Origin of the sequence: Herbaspirillum sp. ST 5-3 (assembly GCF_004804275.1) — a bacterium.
Taxonomy (GTDB): domain Bacteria; phylum Pseudomonadota; class Gammaproteobacteria; order Burkholderiales; family Burkholderiaceae_D; genus Noviherbaspirillum.
Genome location: NZ_STGI01000003.1, coordinates 534,858 through 553,067 on the forward strand (window position 1 = coordinate 534,858; position 18,210 = coordinate 553,067).

Consider the following 18,210-nt stretch of genomic DNA (forward strand, 5'->3'; position numbering starts at 1 on the left):
TCAGCATGTTCATGCCGACACTGCGAACGCATCGGGCGATGTGGCTCCGGCTGCTGCTTGCCGTGGTGTTCGCATGCGCGGGTTCGGTTGTGCTTGGCCAGCATCTGCCGCTGGCCAAGGACGGCGTGCACGACCCCGCCGGTCCCGGCATCAAGATGCTGCAGCAACCGAACGACATCCTGCCGAAGCTGCCGCAGGATGTGGTCGGCAACAACGTGCGCTGGGTCAAGGCGCTGGAAGAGGGCGCCATCGCGCCGCGCACCAACATCCTTCCCGAGACACAGATCCGGGTGCTGGACCTGAACGTGTTGTTGCCGCGCACCGCCGAAATGCCGATGGTTCTGTTCCCGCACAAGCAGCACACCGAATGGCTCGACTGCAGCAACTGCCATGAAGCCATCTTTCCCTACAAAGCGGGCGCCACCAAAGGGCTGAACATGTTCGCAGTCCTGCAGGGCGAATTCTGCGGGCGCTGCCACGGCGCCGTGGCCTTTCCCCTGACCGAATGCAAGCGCTGCCACAGCGTTTACCGCAAATGATCGGCGCACACCGCTCCCCTCATGCGCTGCTGCGGCTGCTGTGCGGCATCCTGGCCTTGTGGCTGGCGGCCTTGTGCATGCCGGCGCAGGCGGAGTACGCTGACGTCGTGCTGAACCGCCGCGCGGAAAAGGAAGGCGTGCGTCCGGTGGTGTTCCCGCACTGGTTCCATCGCATGCGTTTTCGCTGCAAGGTGTGCCATTCCGAACTCGGCTTCAAGATGCGGGCCGGCAGCAACGATGTGACCATGGTCGACATCATCGACGGCAAGTTCTGCGGCATGTGCCACAACGACCGCATTGCCTGGGGGCCGGCCAATTGCGACTTGTGCCACTCCGGCCTGCCCGGACTCAAGCCCGGCATCTACGGCGGCGCTTCCACTGCGGGACCGGGGCGATGGTGAATCACATACGTCCTGGAGATCGAACAAGACTGCGCCGTTTCGGTCGGCGCTGCGCTGCTGCCGCGATGTGCGTAGGGCTGCTCGGCTGCGCTTCATCGGGATGGACTCCCGATGAAGCAATCGAGCGGCCGCTGCTCTCGGCCAGGCAGGCGCTGTCCGGCGCACGCCTGGGCACGTTGCCGGGATTCGCCTTCGGCAGCGGCACGCGTCCCGCGCCCTCCGCCTATGTGGCGTTCCTTGCTCCGAGTGCGGTCGTTGCCCGCAACAACATCGTGTATGTGTTCGACAGCGGTCATCGACAGCTCTTTCGCATCGATTCCACGCAACAGTCGATGACGCGCTTCACCGACTACGGCGGTAGTGTGGCGGGTATGGCGGTGGCACCGGACCTGTCCTTGTATGTTGCCGACGCCGGCACGCAGCAGGTGCTGCATTATTCGTGGGATGGCAAGCCCTTGCCGCGTCTCGCGCACGACACCGTGCTGGCGCGCCCGGTTGCGATCTGTGTCGATGCAGCGACAGGCCGTATTTTCGTTGCGGACAGCTTGTACAATCACGTCGTGATTTTCGACGGTCTCGGGCGCGCGCAACAGACGCTCAAGTCACTGGAAGCACGCAGCATTGAATCCATGGCGCGCGGCCCGGACGGTTTGTACCTGGTCGATCGCCTCAGCAGGCAGGTGGTGGTGATGGGGCTGGACGGCAGGGACAGGTATGTGCTGGGCGAGGGCACGCTGAACGATCCTCAGGCGATTGCAGTCGATCGCTTCAACCGCGTTTTTGTGAGTGACGCTTTTGATAACAGCATCAAGGTCTATGAGGGCGGACAACTGACCGCGCGTTTCGGCGGCAGCGGCGCGACGCCCGGCCGCTTCAACCGCGTCACCTTTCTGTCGATCGACCAGAATACGCTTTATGTTGCAGACAGCTTGAATGCACGCGTGCAAAGCTTCCACATCGCGCCGCCCGCCGCACGAGGTCCGGGTCATGATTAGGCGCATCTTCACGCTTTCGCTGCTTGGTTTGGTGCTGCTCCTGTCGGGGTGCGGCGAAACCCGCTACGTGATGCGGCTCGATCCGGAACCGGCGAAGGAACACGCCTCCCTAGTCTGGCCGGCGGCGCCGGAAATTCCGCGCTTTCGTTATGTCGGTCAACTGACGGGAGAACAGAATTTCGTTCCCGAAGACGGTGAGAAGCAGGCCATAGGCTCGCGCATTCTGCGCTGGCTGGTCGGGCTGACCGGCAACGGGGAAGACAGAACGGTGCTCAAGCGCCCGCAGAGCGGCATGACCGGGAGCGACGGACGCGTCTATGTCAGCGATATCGCCGCCCATGCGGTGTTCGTCTTCGACAGGATGGCAGGGAAGCTGAGTGTGTGGACGCAGTCAGAGGAGTACCGCAATTTCGTGACGCCGATCGGCGTGGCGGAGGGCCCCGGCGGACAGGTCCTGGTGGCGGATGCGGAACTGGGGCGCGTGTATCGTCTCGATCGCGACGGCAAGCCGATCGACAGCTTCGGCAAGGACATTCTGGTGCGCCCGACCGGCCTCGCGCGCGATGCGCAGCGTCACCGCATCTATGTGGCCGACACCCACGCGCATGACATCAAGGTATTCGATGATGATGGCATGCTGGTGGATACCATCGGCCATCGCGGCGAGGATCAGGGCGAACTGAATTTCCCTACGCATCTCGCAATCGCCGGTGACAAACTGTATGTCACCGACAGCATGAACGCGCGACTGCAGATCTTCAACCTGCAGGGCAGGGTCATCCGCAGCATCGGTCGGCGCGGTCTTTACATCGGCAACATGACGCGACCCAAAGGCGTCACTGTGGACCCGAGCGGAAATATTTACGTGGTGGAATCTTTCTACGATAATCTGCTCGTATTCAACAGCGAAGGAAAATTTCTGATGCCGATCGGCGGAACCGGCAAGGACATCGGCCAGTTTTATCTGCCGTCAGGCGTCTGGAGCGATCAGCAAGGCAGGATCCACGTTGCCGACATGTTCAATGGACGCATCGTCATTTTCCAATTCATTGGAGCGATGTGATGTCCTGGTTCCGAACCTTCGCTGCCGTCTTTTTGCTGCTGGTCGTCACGGCGCTCGCGCGTGCGGGTATCGGCGTGACCGACAAGATTTCCGATGTGCGCGGCACCAAGCACAATCTTTCCGCTGCGGCTGACGGATCGTCCACACCCTCCGGCGGCACGGTCCCGACACGGACCGTCAAGGCCAGTTCCGAAACGCAGGTGTGCGTGTTCTGCCATACCCCGCACGAAGCCGAATCCGCGACCTTCGGAACATCGCCGAATACCTATGGCCCGCCGCTGTGGAACCGCAAGCTGTCCGGGCAAACCTATACGCCTTACAACTCCAGTTCCATGGATGCGGATGCCAATGAACTCGCGTCCGCACCGGGCGGAAGTTCCAAGCTTTGTCTTTCCTGCCATGACGGCACCATGGCAATCGACAAGGTCAATGCGCTCAACGGTGCGAAGAACGTCACCATCCCGATGAGCACCGGCCCGTCGCCGGTCACCATGCCGAGCGGGAACGCAAGCACCGGATTCACGCGCGACCTCGGCACCGACCTGCGTGGCGACCATCCCATATCGTTCACCTACGACAGCACCCTTGCGACCAACGACGGCGAACTGCGCACGCCCAATGGCACCATCGTCGGCACGCGCGTCGCGGGAAGCACGCCGCCGAAAATGCCGCTGGAAAAAAGCCAGATGCAATGCACGACCTGCCACGATCCGCATTTGCGCGACCGCGCGACCGGCAACGGCAATGCCAAGTTCCTGCGCATGAACCGCTTCCAGGTATCGCAACCCGGCGGCGGCAACTTCAACACCACCAACGACATCATCTGCCTGGCATGCCACGACAAGGGGGGCGAGTCCTGGGCTTATTCGGCGCACGCCAACAGCCAGGTCGCGACCCAGACTTACAAGGCAGCGGCGGCACAGCAGCGGGAATTCCCATCCTCGCTGGATTCGCCCGCCAATACCGATCCGCCGGTGTGGCAGGTGTCTTGCCTGAACTGCCACGATACCCACACCGTGCAAGGCGCGCGCCGCCTGCTGCGAGAAGGGACCGACAGTACCAGCTCTCCCAAGGCCGGCGGCAATTCCGCGCTTGAGGAGACCTGTTATCAGTGCCATACCACCAGCGCAGCATCGGCGGTGACGTACACCGCCCTGACCGCCAATGCCATCCCTAACATCAAGACCGATTTCACGACGCTGGCGCGGCACATGCCGATCAAGAGTTCGGACCAGGCTGGCGGCACGGAAGTGCATGACATCGGCGGCGTGTTCAACGACAGCCTGGATGCCAACTGCAGCAAGACCGTCGGCAAGTGCGGCAGGGATTTCCTGGAGTCGCGTGCCAATCTCGGCGTGGGCAACACCGGCAACCGTCATGCAGAATGCACCGATTGCCACAATCCGCACCGCGTGGTGAAGTTCCGCGATTTCCGCGGCAATCCGGTTGGCTCGATTACCGGCGCGCCGGACGCCGCCGGCACTCATCCGCATACCGATACTGCGATGAACCACTCGAATATTGCCTCCGGCGTGTTGCGCGGCAGTTGGGGGGTGGAGCCAATCTACGGTTCGGCATCCTTTCAAGCACTGCCGTCAGGCTATAGCGTCAAGCGCGGCGATCCGGGCACCAATGCCAGTTCTCTCGTCAGCGCAAGCTACGTGACGCGGGAATACCAGATTTGCCTGAAGTGCCATTCCGATTACGGTTATTCCGATAACAATCTGCCGCAAAGCAATGGCGGCACCGGTGTCGGTAATCGGCCCACGCTGGGCAGTTTCACAGGCGGCACCCCGTCCGGCACCAATGGCGCGACGATGTACACGAATCAGGCCAAGGAATTTCAGACGCCGAGCGGCCATGAAGGACCGGCAACCAATGTCTGTATCAATATGGGAACCGCCGCCGGCGCGGCCGCTGCCTATAACAATTGCAACCATCGGTCATGGCACCCGGTGATGAATGCCACCGGTCGTACGACCACTACACGTGGCATGAGCGCTGGCAATCCGTGGCTGGCCCCATGGAATAACCAGGTTGGGTCAAATACGATGTACTGCAGTGATTGCCATGGGTCCAATGTGACCTCGACCACCTCCGTTATCCCCGATAATGCTGATAACGGCAATCCCTGGGGGCCGCATGGATCCGGCAATGATTTCCTGCTCAAGGGCGCATGGACCGATACCAATGGCGGCAATGCGAACCTGATATGCTTCAAGTGCCATGCCAAGGCCAACTACACGTCCCGAAATGACACCGGCAGAAAAACCGGCTTTTACGATCGTTCCACCGGCAAGGGCAACCTGCACAATTATCACGTTGACCGGATAGGCAGGGAATTGCGCTGCACCTGGTGCCATATCGCCGTACCGCATGGCTGGAAGAACAAAGCGTTCCTGGTCAATCTGAACGATCTGGGGCCGGAAGTCGGCAAGACGGCAGGCACCGCTGCGCCGGCCGGTTCGTATACCAACGGGCCTTATTATTACAAGGCGGTGCTGCGGGTGACCACATTCGCCAAAAGCGGTGCATGGGCCGATACCGATTGTGGCGGAAAAGACTATATGAGAAACACGATGTGCAACAGCCCGCCATGACGCCAGAGATAACGACAGGCCTTGCACTGCCGGCGCGGACATCGGATAGCGGCGATTAGCGTGACGAGCACTGCATGGTATCAAGCATGATGTGGAAAAGCCTCGAGCGCCTGGCATCGCTCAAGCTGACGCTCTTCGTTCTCATTGCATTCGGCGCCGGGATACTGCTGTCCTATGGCGGCTGGATGGATGGAACCTGGGCGCTGGCCGTGCCGTTGACATTGTTTGCCGTGAACCTGATTGCGGCAGTGGTCACCAAGCCGGTGTTCCGGCGCCAGCGTGCGCTGCTGATATTTCATCTGGGCCTGATTGCGCTCGTGCTGTTGCTGGCGGCAGGCCGCCTGACCTACCTGAAGGGAAGCGTCGAAATCGCCGAAGGCGCGGAGTTCGACGGTCAGTTGACCGCATTCGAGGCAGGCCCCTGGCATTGGTCCGGGCTGGATCGGGTGCATTTCAGCAATGACGGTTTTCGCATCGCTTATGCAGCCGGCATGCAGCGCGACAAGACGCGCAACATGGTGCGGTACGTGGACGCCGACGGGGTAGAGCAACACGCAGAGATCGGCGACCAGAAGCCCCTGGTATTGGCCGGCTATCGCTTTTACACCAGTCCGAACAAGGGTTTCGCTCCCACGTTTGTCTGGTATCCTGCCTCCGGTAACGCGCCGGTGTTGGGGGCGGTGCATCTGCCGTCCTATCCGATTCACGAGTATCGTCAGGCCCGGGACTGGCAATTGCCGGGGACGAACATCAACGTCTGGACCATGCTCCAGTTCGACGAAGTCATCCTTGACCGGGAAAAGGCGTCCGAGTTCAGGTTGCCAAACAAGCACAAGGTCATCGTGCGCATCGGCGACCTGCGGCGCGAACTGCAACCCGCCGAGGCGATCGACTTGCCAGAGGGGCGGCTGGTCTACGAGGGCTTGCGCACGTGGATGGGTTATTCCGTGTTTTATGACTGGACCATCCATTGGCTGCTGGCTGTCAGTGCATTGACGGTCGGTGCGCTGGGCTGGCATTTCTGGCGCAAGTTCGCGGCAAAACCATGGAATTCGTAACATGAATGAACTGATTGTATTGTGGGCGGCATTGCTGGCTTATGTTGTCGCCGGCAGTATCGCGATCGTCGCGGTGGTGCTGAAACGGCTGCCGGAGCGTTCTGTCCTGGCGCTGATCCTGCTGGGACTGGCGCTGCACACGGTGTCGATAGCGATGCGCTGGGAACGGTTGGGCCACGGGCCGTTCATCACGATGTTCGAAATCCTGTCGAGCAATATTTGGAGCATGATGCTCGCGTTCGCCATTGCCTACTGGCGCCTGCCGCCGATCCGCCCCAGCTCGGCGGTGGTGATGCCCATCCTGTTCATCGTGATGGGCTGGCTGATGATGACCAATCCCGGCGAAGGCCACCTGCCGCCGACCTATCACACCATCTGGCTCTATATCCATATCGGTTTCGGCAAGGTGTTCTTCGGCGCGGTGCTGGTCGCCACCGGTATCTCGGGCGTGATCCTGCTGCGTCCGACCGCGTTCGGCGCCGGGCGCTTCGAGCGATTGCCGGCGGATAGTCGTCTGAGCGAATTGACATTCCGCTGCATGGCGATCGGCTTCATTTTCGAAACCCTGATGCTGATCGCCGGCGCGATCTGGGCGCAGGACGCCTGGGGCCGCTACTGGGCCTGGGATCCGCTGGAGACCTGGGCATTCCTGACCTGGCTGGTGCTGGCCTTTTCCTTGCATGCACGCTTCACTCTCAAACTCTCGCCGCGCGCCGGTGCCATACTGGTCGTTGCTGTATTCATCGTGGCTTTTCTGACATTCTTCGGCGTTCCCTTTATTTCCACTTCCCCGCACAAGGGAGCCATCTAGCATGGATGCTGTGTTGCGCGCACGGCCGGAAGTGCGTCGCCTGGTGGCGGGCTGGTTCCTGTTGGCGCTGCTGGCGCTGGCACTCTCGACCGCCTGTGCGGTGATGCTGGTGGCGGCACGCATTCCGCTGCCGGGCGGCATAGTCGCCTCCGTCTCCCTGTTCCGCAGCGCGCTGGTGCTGCATGTGGGCCTGGCTGTGGTGGTCTGGTTTCTCTCCTGCGCCGCCGGCCTGTGGACACTCGCGGCCGGCGAAAAGGCGAGCGGGGCACGCCTGCTCGCCATGGCGCTGGCCTATGCCGGCGTGCTGGCGATGATGCTGGCACTGTTCCTCGGCACGTCGGCGCCTGTGCTTGCCAATTACATACCGGTGCTCGACAACCCGGTATTCCTGCTGGGTCTGGGCTGGTTCCTGGGCGGCATTGCGCTATGCGGCGCGACCTCGATTGCCGGAATTCTCAGGCAGCTGAAGGGCAAGAACGACACATGGCGGGTTGCGGCGCTGCTGTCGATCGCGGTGACGACGATTGCCGTGCTGGCATTGGCGATACCCGCGCTGTCTTCCGGCGTGCCGACCGATGCGGCAGGCTTTGAAATGATGGCTTGGGGGCCCGGTCATCTCTTGCAGTTTGCGCATGTGCTGTTGCTGATGGGCGTCTGGTGCGTGCTGGGCGAACAGGCGTTGGGGCGCGCGCCCGCATCGCGTCCGATCGTGATGGCGCTCCTGTTGTCGGCGGCGCTGCCGGTATTGGCCGCGCCGTTCATCTATCTGGCGCATCCGATCGGCAGCGCGGAATTCCGGCACGCCTTTACCTTGCTGATGGCCTGGGGTATCTGGCCTGCGGCGATGCTGCTGGCTGTGCATCTGCTCTTGCAACTATGGCGGGCTGGCCGTGCGGTCTGGATGTCGCCGCGGAATTGGCCCTTGTTGTTGTCGATCCTGCTGTTTCTGCTTGGCTGCGCGTTCGGTGCGTCGATTCGCGGCGAATCCACCATGGTGCCGGCGCATTATCACGGCACGGTCGGCGCCGTCACGCTGGCTTACATGGCGCTCGGCTACCGCTTGTTGTCGTCATTCGGCTTCACGGCCCTTGGCGGCCGGCTGATCCGCTGGCAGCCGGCTTTGTATGGCGCCGGATTATTCATTCTCGCGGTCGCTCTCGCGTGGTCGGGATGGCTCGGCGTGCCGCGCAAGACCTTGCATGTCGATGTGGTCACGCAGTACCCGGCCTATTTCGCGGCGATGGGCCTGGCCGGGCTGGGCGGATCGCTTGCCATTTCGGGAGCGGCGCTGTTTGTCTTCAACATTGTGCGCGTGCTGCGGACTCGGCGGGTCGGGATCGTGCAGAGCGCGCCAGGTCGGCGGTGGAGCGCGGCCTGGGCTTTGATGTTTGTGTTCATTCTAGGCAGCGGCGCGCTTGTCATTTTCTTGCCTGGTTCGTTAGGTGGGACGCAGATATCGGCGCTTCGCGATCCTGCGCGCCACGCGGCGCAAAAGCGTGATGAAGAAATCGCACGCCAGTTTGCCGAAGGTGCCGCATTGCTCAGCGCGAAGCAATACCAGGCCGCTGCCGGTGTCTTGCACCGCGTGCTCGAACTGGCTCCGCAAATGCCGGAGGCGCAGGTCAACATGGGCTTCGCCATGATCGGGCTGGAAAAATACGCAATGGCACGCGACTTCTTCGACACGGCCATCAACCTGCGCACCACGCAAATCAACGCCTACTATGGTTTGGCGATTGCCCTCGAGGGACTGGGCGATCTGGAAGGCGCGCTTGGCGCAATGCGAACCTACGTCCATCGCAGCAAACCGGACGATCCTTTCGCTCGCAAGGCCAATGCGGCCATCTGGGAGTGGGAAGAGCAACTCACCGGCAAACAATCGGAAAATCCGCCGACGGCTGCAGTTCTCGAAAGTGAGAAGGGCAGTATCCGCTATCCCATTCCCGAGAAAAAACTTAATTGATTCCATAGCCTGATCGATACTGCCTATTGAAGGCCGCTGCAAGTTCATGCCGGGCAGTCGATGCCAGATACGCATCGTGTGCGATTTCACCGACGATCGGTTGAGCCGGCGGCGCGCACGGAGGGCACGGACTACCTCGACACGGCCGCACCATCAATGCGGCTGGCACACACCGCGTCTCAGACAAGCCTTGTTCATATCCTTTAACCATGCGGGATTCTGCTGCATGGAATCAAACTTGCTTGGTTCGGGTTCAGACGAGCATTCGCATCATAGCTGCAGCACAGCGACATGGTCGCAATATCAACCAACAAAAATAACAATGGGTGCAACAAGGGAGGAAGAGGAAAAGCCTCGGACAGCCGATTCCTGGCCAATTCGAGGGAGGGGCGCTAAATGAACGGGCACATGGACGGCAACAGAATGGGATTCAATGCGACGTCCGCGGCAACGCTGCGTATCGGCCTGTTCATCGCCGGGATCGTGTTGCTGGGTACGATAGAGTTTCTCGAAACGGATACCCTTTTCGCCGGCATTCAGTTCGAGGAAATCTTCATCTTCCGGCTGACGGGTTATGCGAATCTGGTGCTGGTAGGCTCGACGGTTCTGTATTTCGGCCATATGTGGAGCGGTTCGGAAAGCGTGGGGCGCTGGGCGTCCGGCATGGCCTTGCTTGGTTCATCGACATCGATCGTGGCCCTGGTGTGGCGCTGGATTGAAACCTATTACCTGCACCGTCTCGGCCATATTCCGCTGAACAGTCTGTACGAAATGATGTCCTTGTTCAGCGCAATGACGGTGCTGATCTATCTGGTCATGGAACATGTCTACCGCACGCGGGCCGCAGGTGCTTTCGTCATGCTGATTGTCTTCGGTGCGGTCGTGTTCCAGGTCTGGCTGGTTGCGAATGATCAGGCGATACCGGGTGCGCATGTGCGGGTGCTCAAGAGCTATTGGATGTACGCGCACGTGCTGGGAAGTTTTTTCGGCTACGGCGCGTTTGCCGTTGCTGCGGCAATGGGCGCTGCTTATCTGGTCAGGGCGCGCGCGGAATCGCTTGGGCGCTCAACGGGATTTGCGGTGCAGTCGCTGCCTGAATTGCGTAGCATTGATGGCCTGATGCACAGAGCGATTGTGGTTGGCTTCCCGCTCTTTGGCCTCGCAACCGTTCTCGGGTCGGTGTGGTCATACGAAGCATGGGGACGGTATTGGGCATGGGAGCCGAAGGAAACCTGGGCCCTGCTGGTTTGCCTGACATACGGCTCGTATTTCTACTGTCGCTGGGTGAACAAGCTGCATGGCAGGAGCATGGCATGGTGGACTATCGCAGGCTTTGCCATTACGGTATTTTGCTTTCTTGGCACGCGCATGCTGGAGCCGGGATTGCATGCAATCGGACGGGCAATCAGCTAGCTTGGCGATGCCGACTGCCCCGCAAGAGATACAACTATTCGAATATAGATGGAGTGGACGAGATTCAAACCAGCCCGACAAAATGGCAATGGCCCATGCTCGTTGCCGCAATGGCGGTTCTGTTATCCGGCCTGCTCGGCGCATGCGGCAAGCATGTCGATGCACCGGAGGCAAGGTTGGCGGAGGGAGGCAAATTCCCGCCGCTGACACTCGGTTCCACTTCAGGTGATGTCCTTTCGACAACAGGCTACGAAGGGAAATTGCTGGTGCTGAATGTATGGGCAACATGGTGTCCGCCATGTCGGCGTGAAATGCCAAGCCTTGAGCGCCTGAGCCATGCGCTCGACCCGAAGCGTTTCGCGGTGATCGGCTTGTCGACGGATGAAGATGAGATACTGGCAACAGAATTTCTTTTGCAAAACCATATTACGTTCGCGAACTTTTTCGACAAGAGCGGCAAGTTGGCGAAACAACTCGGCATGAAGGTGTATCCGGAAACCTTCCTGGTCGCGCCGGATGGCACCTTGCTGCAGCGCTTGCCCGGCTTGCACGAATGGGATGGCCAAGCCATGATTGCGCATCTCGAAGACGCATATCGGCGCCATCGGCTCGAGGAAATGAACGACATGAAAGGCCACAGGCAGGATAAATGATTTCGATACGCAAGTTCATGAACGCCCTGCGGGGTTTGGGTATCCAAGCGGAGGCGCCCGCGATCAACGCAGACGAGTCCGGCGCGGTACCCGTCACCGAAGAGGTCGCCGCCGAGGAACCGGCCGGCGAAAAGCACGGCCACGTTTTCTCCGTCAGGACGAAGGGGCTGGTGGTGTTCGGCGCGTTGATTGCGTATGCAATCATCATCGCGCTGTTCGTGTTTCACCAGAAAAATTTGTTGCAGCGCGATTTTGAAGAGATCCAAAAGTCACTGGAAATCGACACCATGCTGAAACAGGCGGACACCGCGGCCTTCCATGCCGTCATGGCGGTGTTTGCGAATGTCGACTCGCCGGACCGCGAAGCCGGCATGCAGCGCATCCAGATGCACTATCAGATGCTGCTCACCATGCATGCCGGACTGAAGGAGCGCCTGCCGCAGTTCGACCTCAGCCTGGCCGGCGTCAATGCTGCACTGGCCGAGGCCGACAAGGAAGCGACACGCGCAAGCATGACGCAACTGATTGTCGAACTGGTCAAGACCAAGAACGAATTCACCAATCTTGCGGAACAATCGCAACTGGCGCGCCGCCGCATGTCCGAGCGCTACCGGATGCAAACCGATTCTGTGGCGATGACGACCCTGCTGATGGGCATGATGGGGCTGGCCTTGCTGGGCGCGATCAGCGGCCTGTTCTTCAAGCGGCTTACGGAAGACCTGCGTACGCTGCAGACCCGCGCGCTGGAAATCGTCAACGGCTATCGCGGCGAGCCGATCCCGATCCGGCGTCATGACGAAGTCGGGCAGTTGATGATGGCGGTGAACAGCATGGCTACCATTCTGGACAAGCGCGAGAAGGAACTGATCGTCGAACGCCAGAAGTATTTTCACCAGGAGAAGATGGCAGCCATCGGCGCGCTGGCCGCCGGCGTCGCGCATGAAATCGGCAATCCGATTGCGGCCATTGCTGGCATCGCGCAGGACATGGCGGAGCGCCGCTCCGAAGGACTGGGCCCTTGCGCGAACGATCATTGCCGGCCGTGCCGACCCGACCTGATCCAGGCACAGACCGAACGCCTGGCCGCGATCACCCGCGAGATCTCCGAATTTGCCTCGCCGCAGCCGGCCGAGCCGCAACTGATCGACCTGAACTCGCAATTGCGCAGCACCGCCAGCCTGATCCGTTACGACAAGCGGCTGCGCCGGGTGGAGTTGCGTCTGGAGCTCGATCATTATCTGCCGGCGATTTTCGGCGTGGCCGACCAGGTCACGCAGGTCATCATGAATCTGCTGATCAACGCAATGGATGCGCTCGACCCGGTGATGGACCGGCCGCCCACCATCATCATCACCACCAAGCCGGACGGCGAACGTGTGTGCATGACAGTGGAAGACAACGGACCCGGCATGGAGAAGGAAGTGCTGGAGCGCGTGTTCGAAGCATTCTTCACCACCAAACCTGCCGGGAAGGGAACCGGCTTGGGCTTATCCTTGTGCTACTCGATCATGAAGAATCATGGCGGCAGCATCGATATCGAATCCGTGCCCGGCAAGGGCACACGTGTACTCGTCTACTTTCCGACAAATGAAACAACCTAACGACATCTTAATGAAATCCCTGGAGGTCCTGGTCGTCGATGACGAACCGGCGATTCGCCAAATCCTGTCCGCCCATCTGAGCAAGTCCGGCTGCAGCGTCTGCCAGGCGGCCAACGGGACGGAAGCCTTCGAGCGCCTCTCGAAAGGGGATATCGACGTCGCCATCAGCGATATCAAGATGCCGGACTTCACCGGCATCGAGCTGGTGCGCCGGGCTCGCGCCGCCGGCATCGAAACCAACTTCATCATGATGACCGCCTACGCCTCGGTCGATACCGCCATCGAAGCAATCAAGGCCGGCGCATCCGACTACATGATCAAGCCGGTGCGCAACGAAGAAGTCCTGCACCGCCTGATGAAGGTGCGCGACATGCGTCGTCTCAGTTCCGAGAACCGCGTGCTGCGCAACCTGGTGATGGGCTCGAGCGAAGAGCGCTTCACCTTTGCTTCGCAGTCGATGAAAGACCTCGAACGCCTGATCGCCAAGGTGGCGCCGACCGACAGCACGGTGCTGGTGACCGGCGAAAGCGGCACAGGTAAAGGCGTGATCGCGCGCCAGATCCATCAGAACAGCCTGCGCGCCGATGGGCCTTTCATTCCGGTGAACTGCGGCGCCATTCCGGAAAACCTGATGGAGAGCGAACTGTTCGGCCACATGAAGGGTTCCTTCACCGGCGCCGACAAGGCGCGCAAGGGCCTGTTCCTGGAAGCGGACAAGGGCACCATCTTCCTCGACGAGATCGGTGAACTGCCGCTGGCGCTGCAGGTCAAGCTGCTGCACGTGATCGAAGAGAAGACCGTGCGTCCCGTGGGCGGCGAGCAGGCCAAGCGCGCCGACGTGCGCATCATCGCCGCCACCAATCGCGACCTGTCGCAGATGGTCGCCGAAGGCCGATTCCGCGAAGACCTGTACTTCCGTCTCTCCGTTTTCCATGTCCACACGCCCCCCCTGCGTGACCGCCGCCAGGACATCCCCGGCCTGGTGCGGTTCTTGCTCCAACGAGGAGCAAAACGTCTGAACAACGCTGGCGGCATCGCCATCGATCCGGACGTTGAGGAAATCCTGAGTGCCTATGACTGGCCCGGGAATGTTCGGGAGATGGAGAACGTGGTTGATCGAGCTCTGATTTTGGCTGACGAAGGGCACATTACCCGTGCCGATTTGCCGCCGCAGATCGCGCGGATTGCCCCGTCCGGCAAGAACGGCCTTGCGCTGTCCGAGTCGGGCGACAGTCTGCGTGAACAGGTGCGGCGCTTTGAAAGTTCCGTGATTTGCAAGGCCATCAGCGATGCCGGCGGCGACCGGCGCGCGGCGGCGCAGAAGCTGGGCATCGGTTTGTCCAGCCTGTATCGCAAGCTGGAAGAATACGAAGCGCTGGGCTTGCTGCAGGACGGTGGAGACGTACGTCAGGCGACGCGCTAGACGCGCGACATAGCATGGCCGGGACGGATTGCGCGAGCGGGATAAGCGACGCGCAATGACGCCGTCCGGCCTGGGGCAGGATAGGGGACAACATGGGATTCGGAATATGGGGCGCGATGCCCCGAGGGCGGCTTTTGCTTTGCGCTTTTGCGCTCAGCCAGATGATGCCGATGGCCTGGGCTGGTCCGAAAGAGGATACCGAGCAGGCCGAGAAGGAATTTTCGCGCGGGAACCTCATTCTCGCGTTGTCGCTCTGGAAGAAGGCCGCGGAACAGGGCTATGCGCAGGCCCAGGCCAGAATGGGCGACATGCTGGATCAGACCGACGACGACAAGGAAGCGGTCGAGTGGTATCGCAAGTCCGCAGACCAGGGCAACGCCGCCGGCGAGTTCGGCCTCGGCCAGATGTATGCAAAGGGCGAAGGCGTCAAGGCGGACCCGCAGCAGGCGCGCATCTACATCCAGCGTTCGGCCGACAAGGGCCATCTCCCTGCGGTTCTTCTGATGCGCGATCTCACCAGGAGCGGCGATCTGGGCGTCAAGATCGATCCGATCCAGAGCGCCGCATGGGATGCCAGGGCCAGCGAAATCCTCGGTCGTCCCGCTTCTCAGCCGGTGGCTGCGCCTACGTCAAGAAAATCCCGCAAATGAGAAGGAGGGGAACCGAAATGCTCTCTTTTTTGAGAACACATCAGAACACATTAGCAAACCTGGCATTGCTGGCAAAAGTGCTGGCCACGCTGCTTGTCGCCATCCTCGCGGTGAGCTACAGCAGCAGCCTGTATGCGGCCGATACCTTCAAGGGCCAGAAACTGTATGCGAACAATTGCGCGGTATGCCATGGCCCGAATGGCCAGAGCCGTTTGCCGGGAGCACCCAATTTCAACCGCGGGGAAAGCATTCTCAAACCCGATTTCACTTTGCTTGCCGCGATCCGCGCCGGCAAGAATGCGATGCCTGCATTCCAGGGCATCCTGTCTGACCGCGACATCATGGATGTCATCGCTTACGTAAGGACCTTGAATTGAAGCGTTCAATCAATCTGCTGTTGCTGCCAGCCCTGCTTTCCGCATTCATCGGCACTTCCGCTGCACAAACAAAAACATCCGACAATTCGAACCAGCCCAAAGTCATCGAGACCTTCTCGGTGGGCGACAACGTGTATGTCCGCGCGCTGACCATGGAGCCCAGGACCGGCTCGCTGTGGGTCGGTACTTCAGCCGGCGTGCACGAGATCGAGGTCGCTACCGGCAAGCCGCGCAATACCTTCACCCGCAACAGCGGCCTCGCGAATGAATACGTGTTCGCGGTTGGTATCGACAAGGACGGCTACAAGTGGTTCGGCACCAATGCCGGCGGCGTATCGCGCTACAAGGACGGCAAGTGGAAAACCTTTTTTCCCATGCACGGCCTGGCGGATTACTGGGTCTACTCCTTCGGCAATCAGAAGAACGGTGACCTGTGGATCGGCACCTGGGCCGGGGTCAACGTGGTCGACCTGAAGACGCTCAAGTTCCGCACCTACGTGAAAGAGCTGATCAACGAGTGGGTCTACGGCATCGACGTCGACAAGCAGGATCGCGTGTGGTTCGGCACCGAAGGCGGCGTGTCCATGTTCGACGGCAAGACCTGGAAGTCGTGGACGCACAAGGACGGACTCGGCGCAGTGAATGAGAAGAAGTTGCTGACCAGTCCGAACACCGGCCTCGGCACGCGCTCGCGCCACGACCTCGGCTTCCGCTCGGAAGACGGTGCCGCCACCTACAACCCCAACTATGTGTTTTCCATTCTGGCCGCACAGGACCAGACGATCTGGGCCGGCACTTGGGGCGGCGGCGTTGCCCATTTCGATGGAAAGAAGTGGACCAATTACACCGTCAAGGACGGACTCGCCGGCGACATCGTCTACAGCATGGTGCAGGACAGCAAGGGCGTGTTCTGGTTCGGCACCAATGGCGGCGTCACGCGTTATGACGGCAAGACATGGAGCAGTGTCGATAACAGGACCGGCCTGCTCGACAACAACGTGTATGCATTGGCGATCGCGCCGAATGGCGATATCTGGGCCGGGACCAAACGCGGCGTTGCACATTTGGCTCAACCAAAAGGGAAATAGGGAGAATTGACGTGCAGTTGAACAAAATAACAGTGGCGATCATCGGTGTCGGCGTGGCAGGCTTGGTGGCCGGTGCCTATCTCGTCGGCGCCAAGCAGGCCGACAAGGCACCCGAAGCGAAGCAAATCTCCGCCGGCCCGTTGAAGCCCGGCGCACAGGCCCCGAGCAATCATCCTCCCATGCCCGAGCAGGTAGCCGCAAGCGGCGGGCAGGGCGGGCCGGAGCAGCAGGGCAAGGTGCAGATCGACCCGAACGCCAAGTTCACCCATTTCCGCGTCGGCAACCGAAACGTCAAATCGATTCTGGTCGATGGCAGCACGACCTGGGTCGGCACTTCGGGCGGGGTGGTGCGCTATGACACCAAGACCGACGAATACCGCCTGTTCGACGTGCGCAACGGCTTGCTCTCCAACGGCGTGTTCAGCATCACCAAGCTCGACGGCAAGATCATGGTCGGCACCTATGGCGGCGGCATGTCGCTGTACGACCAGGACAAGGACAAGTGGGAAAACTTCAATATTCCTGACGGCCTGGGCGACGCATTCGTCTATGGCGTCATGAAAACCAGGAATGGCGACGTGTGGGTCGCCACGTGGTCGGGCGCAAACCGCATCCGCGGCGGCAACCTGCGCGACCGTTCCAAGTGGGACCTGTTTACCGTCGAAAACACCAAAGGCGGCTTGCCGAACGACTGGGTATATGGCCTGGCCGAAGGCAAGAACGGCGAAGTCTGGATGGCGACGGAAGGCGGGCTGGCGCGCTACAAGGACGGCAAGTGGGACAACTGGAACCACGCCAAGGGCCTTGGCGCGGACTATGAGAAGGTGAAGAACGACATCAAGTTCAACAATGATCCGTCCACCCAGTCGGTGCACCACGCCAAGCAGAAGGAAGAGATGGGCCTGCAAGGCATCAGCGTGGCCTACAACCCCAACTACATCGTCTCCATGGTGGTCGATGCCGAGGGTACCGTGTGGGCCGGCACATGGGGCGGCGGTCTGTCCAGTTTCGACGGCAAGAACTGGAAGCATTACACGGTCGCCGACGGCCTGCCGGGCAACCATGTGTTCATGCTGCATATCGACCAGAAGGGCGTGATGTGGATCGGCACCAACGATGGCCTTGCGCGCCGCGACGGCGACAAGTTCACCGTGCTGAACACCGCCAACGGGCTCTATTCCAACACGGTGTTTTCGATGGCAACCGGGCCCGACGGCAGCAAGTGGGTCGGCAGCTTTGGCGGCGTGTCGCATTTGAAGGCGATGCAGTAATACCGTAGACCTGAATCGCATCACCTTGTTGCTCTTTCCCCATGCAGGGGAAGGTTGGGAAAGGGGAAGGGTGTCAGAATCATCGCAATCCCCAGTCTCCAATCCCGACTCTCCGCCGGCAAGGCGGAGAGAGCCGTAAAGTCAGCAGAAAGTTATCCATGTCATCCAAATTCGCCCCCCTGAAGAACGACACTTTCCTGCGCGCCCTGCTGCGCCAGCCGACCGATTACACGCCGCTGTGGCTCATGCGCCAGGCAGGACGCTACCTGCCCGAATACTGCGCCACGCGCAAGCGCGCCGGCTC

The 18,210-nt window shown here is 60.7% G+C and carries 17 protein-coding genes; all 17 read left to right on the top strand.

The genetic code is table 11. From position 1 onward, the window contains the following. Positions 1–5: 5 nt before the first annotated feature. The gene (locus E6W33_RS09320) at positions 6–539 is read left to right on the top strand and encodes a c(7)-type cytochrome triheme domain-containing protein (protein WP_136416692.1); all 534 of its coding nucleotides are present in this window, start codon (positions 6–8) and stop codon (positions 537–539) included. After that, positions 536–940 carry a c(7)-type cytochrome triheme domain-containing protein gene (locus E6W33_RS09325; protein ID WP_211097280.1) on the top strand — a complete coding sequence of 135 codons (405 nt, stop codon included), beginning with the start codon at positions 536–538 and terminating at the stop codon, positions 938–940. Before E6W33_RS09320 ends, E6W33_RS09325 begins: the two co-directional genes overlap by 4 nt. After that, on the top strand, positions 934–1,935 hold the full coding sequence (locus E6W33_RS09330) for a hypothetical protein (RefSeq protein WP_136416694.1): 1,002 nt from the start codon (positions 934–936) through the stop codon (positions 1,933–1,935). The genes E6W33_RS09325 and E6W33_RS09330 overlap by 7 nt, the downstream gene beginning before the upstream one ends. Further along, complete coding sequence (locus E6W33_RS09335; RefSeq protein ID WP_136416696.1) at positions 1,928–2,998, top strand: 6-bladed beta-propeller; 1,071 nt, start codon at positions 1,928–1,930, stop codon at positions 2,996–2,998. The genes E6W33_RS09330 and E6W33_RS09335 overlap by 8 nt, the downstream gene beginning before the upstream one ends. Further along, entirely contained in the window at positions 2,998–5,598 is a 2,601-nt protein-coding gene (locus E6W33_RS09340) for a multiheme c-type cytochrome (RefSeq protein WP_136416698.1), read from the top strand. Before E6W33_RS09335 ends, E6W33_RS09340 begins: the two co-directional genes overlap by 1 nt. An 86-nt stretch (positions 5,599–5,684) precedes the next feature. Continuing rightward, the gene (locus E6W33_RS09345) at positions 5,685–6,656 is read left to right on the top strand and encodes a cytochrome c biogenesis protein ResB (RefSeq protein ID WP_211097281.1); all 972 of its coding nucleotides are present in this window, start codon (positions 5,685–5,687) and stop codon (positions 6,654–6,656) included. Between the two features lies 1 nt (position 6,657). Next, the gene (ccsA, locus tag E6W33_RS09350; RefSeq protein ID WP_136416701.1) at positions 6,658–7,467 is read left to right on the top strand and encodes a cytochrome c biogenesis protein CcsA; all 810 of its coding nucleotides are present in this window, start codon (positions 6,658–6,660) and stop codon (positions 7,465–7,467) included. A gap of 1 nt (position 7,468) precedes the next feature. Next, the gene (locus E6W33_RS09355) at positions 7,469–9,430 is read left to right on the top strand and encodes a cbb3-type cytochrome c oxidase subunit I (protein ID WP_136416703.1); all 1,962 of its coding nucleotides are present in this window, start codon (positions 7,469–7,471) and stop codon (positions 9,428–9,430) included. Positions 9,431–9,838: 408 nt separating this feature from the next. Beyond that, positions 9,839–10,843 carry a cytochrome c biogenesis protein CcsA gene (ccsA, locus tag E6W33_RS09360; protein ID WP_168798589.1) on the top strand — a complete coding sequence of 335 codons (1,005 nt, stop codon included), beginning with the start codon at positions 9,839–9,841 and terminating at the stop codon, positions 10,841–10,843. Then, positions 10,744–11,496 carry a TlpA disulfide reductase family protein gene (locus E6W33_RS09365; RefSeq protein WP_136416707.1) on the top strand — a complete coding sequence of 251 codons (753 nt, stop codon included), beginning with the start codon at positions 10,744–10,746 and terminating at the stop codon, positions 11,494–11,496. The genes ccsA (E6W33_RS09360) and E6W33_RS09365 overlap by 100 nt, the downstream gene beginning before the upstream one ends. Beyond that, positions 11,493–13,097 (top strand): HAMP domain-containing sensor histidine kinase, encoded by a 1,605-nt coding sequence (locus E6W33_RS09370; RefSeq protein WP_136416709.1) that lies wholly within the window; start codon positions 11,493–11,495, stop codon positions 13,095–13,097. The genes E6W33_RS09365 and E6W33_RS09370 overlap by 4 nt, the downstream gene beginning before the upstream one ends. 10 nt (positions 13,098–13,107) lie before the next feature. Next, positions 13,108–14,520 (top strand): sigma-54 dependent transcriptional regulator, encoded by a 1,413-nt coding sequence (locus E6W33_RS09375; RefSeq protein ID WP_136416711.1) that lies wholly within the window; start codon positions 13,108–13,110, stop codon positions 14,518–14,520. A 92-nt stretch (positions 14,521–14,612) separates the two neighbouring features. Beyond that, positions 14,613–15,170, top strand: a complete 558-nt coding sequence (locus E6W33_RS09380) for a tetratricopeptide repeat protein (RefSeq protein ID WP_136416714.1) — start codon at positions 14,613–14,615, stop codon at positions 15,168–15,170. A 17-nt stretch (positions 15,171–15,187) separates the two neighbouring features. Further along, the gene (locus tag E6W33_RS09385; protein ID WP_136416716.1) at positions 15,188–15,547 is read left to right on the top strand and encodes a cytochrome c; all 360 of its coding nucleotides are present in this window, start codon (positions 15,188–15,190) and stop codon (positions 15,545–15,547) included. Then, on the top strand, positions 15,544–16,635 hold the full coding sequence (locus tag E6W33_RS09390; RefSeq protein ID WP_247869588.1) for a two-component regulator propeller domain-containing protein: 1,092 nt from the start codon (positions 15,544–15,546) through the stop codon (positions 16,633–16,635). The genes E6W33_RS09385 and E6W33_RS09390 overlap by 4 nt, the downstream gene beginning before the upstream one ends. An 11-nt stretch (positions 16,636–16,646) precedes the next feature. Continuing rightward, positions 16,647–17,906: a two-component regulator propeller domain-containing protein gene (locus tag E6W33_RS09395; protein WP_136416718.1), complete on the top strand. Its 1,260-nt coding sequence runs from the start codon at positions 16,647–16,649 to the stop codon at positions 17,904–17,906. A gap of 158 nt (positions 17,907–18,064) precedes the next feature. Further along, on the top strand, positions 18,065–18,210 hold a 146-nt coding region (locus E6W33_RS09400), incomplete at its 3' end, for a uroporphyrinogen decarboxylase family protein (protein WP_282183688.1).

Excerpts from the sequence above, each read along its gene's own strand:
- E6W33_RS09380 (WP_136416714.1), top strand. The coding sequence starts at position 14,613 with ATGGGATTCGGAATATGGGGCGCGATGCCCCGAGGGCGGCTTTTGCTT.
- E6W33_RS09340 (WP_136416698.1), top strand. The coding sequence starts at position 2,998 with ATGTCCTGGTTCCGAACCTTCGCTGCCGTCTTTTTGCTGCTGGTCGTC.
- E6W33_RS09355 (WP_136416703.1), top strand. The coding sequence starts at position 7,469 with ATGGATGCTGTGTTGCGCGCACGGCCGGAAGTGCGTCGCCTGGTGGCG.
- E6W33_RS09335 (WP_136416696.1), top strand. The coding sequence starts at position 1,928 with ATGATTAGGCGCATCTTCACGCTTTCGCTGCTTGGTTTGGTGCTGCTC.
- E6W33_RS09345 (WP_211097281.1), top strand. The coding sequence starts at position 5,685 with ATGATGTGGAAAAGCCTCGAGCGCCTGGCATCGCTCAAGCTGACGCTC.
- ccsA (WP_168798589.1), top strand. The coding sequence starts at position 9,839 with ATGGACGGCAACAGAATGGGATTCAATGCGACGTCCGCGGCAACGCTG.
- E6W33_RS09385 (WP_136416716.1), top strand. The coding sequence starts at position 15,188 with ATGCTCTCTTTTTTGAGAACACATCAGAACACATTAGCAAACCTGGCA.
- E6W33_RS09365 (WP_136416707.1), top strand. The coding sequence starts at position 10,744 with ATGGTGGACTATCGCAGGCTTTGCCATTACGGTATTTTGCTTTCTTGG.
- ccsA (WP_136416701.1), top strand. The coding sequence starts at position 6,658 with ATGAATGAACTGATTGTATTGTGGGCGGCATTGCTGGCTTATGTTGTC.
- E6W33_RS09320 (WP_136416692.1), top strand. The coding sequence starts at position 6 with ATGTTCATGCCGACACTGCGAACGCATCGGGCGATGTGGCTCCGGCTG.
- E6W33_RS09370 (WP_136416709.1), top strand. The coding sequence starts at position 11,493 with ATGATTTCGATACGCAAGTTCATGAACGCCCTGCGGGGTTTGGGTATC.
- E6W33_RS09325 (WP_211097280.1), top strand. The coding sequence starts at position 536 with ATGATCGGCGCACACCGCTCCCCTCATGCGCTGCTGCGGCTGCTGTGC.
- E6W33_RS09375 (WP_136416711.1), top strand. The coding sequence starts at position 13,108 with ATGAAATCCCTGGAGGTCCTGGTCGTCGATGACGAACCGGCGATTCGC.
- E6W33_RS09330 (WP_136416694.1), top strand. The coding sequence starts at position 934 with ATGGTGAATCACATACGTCCTGGAGATCGAACAAGACTGCGCCGTTTC.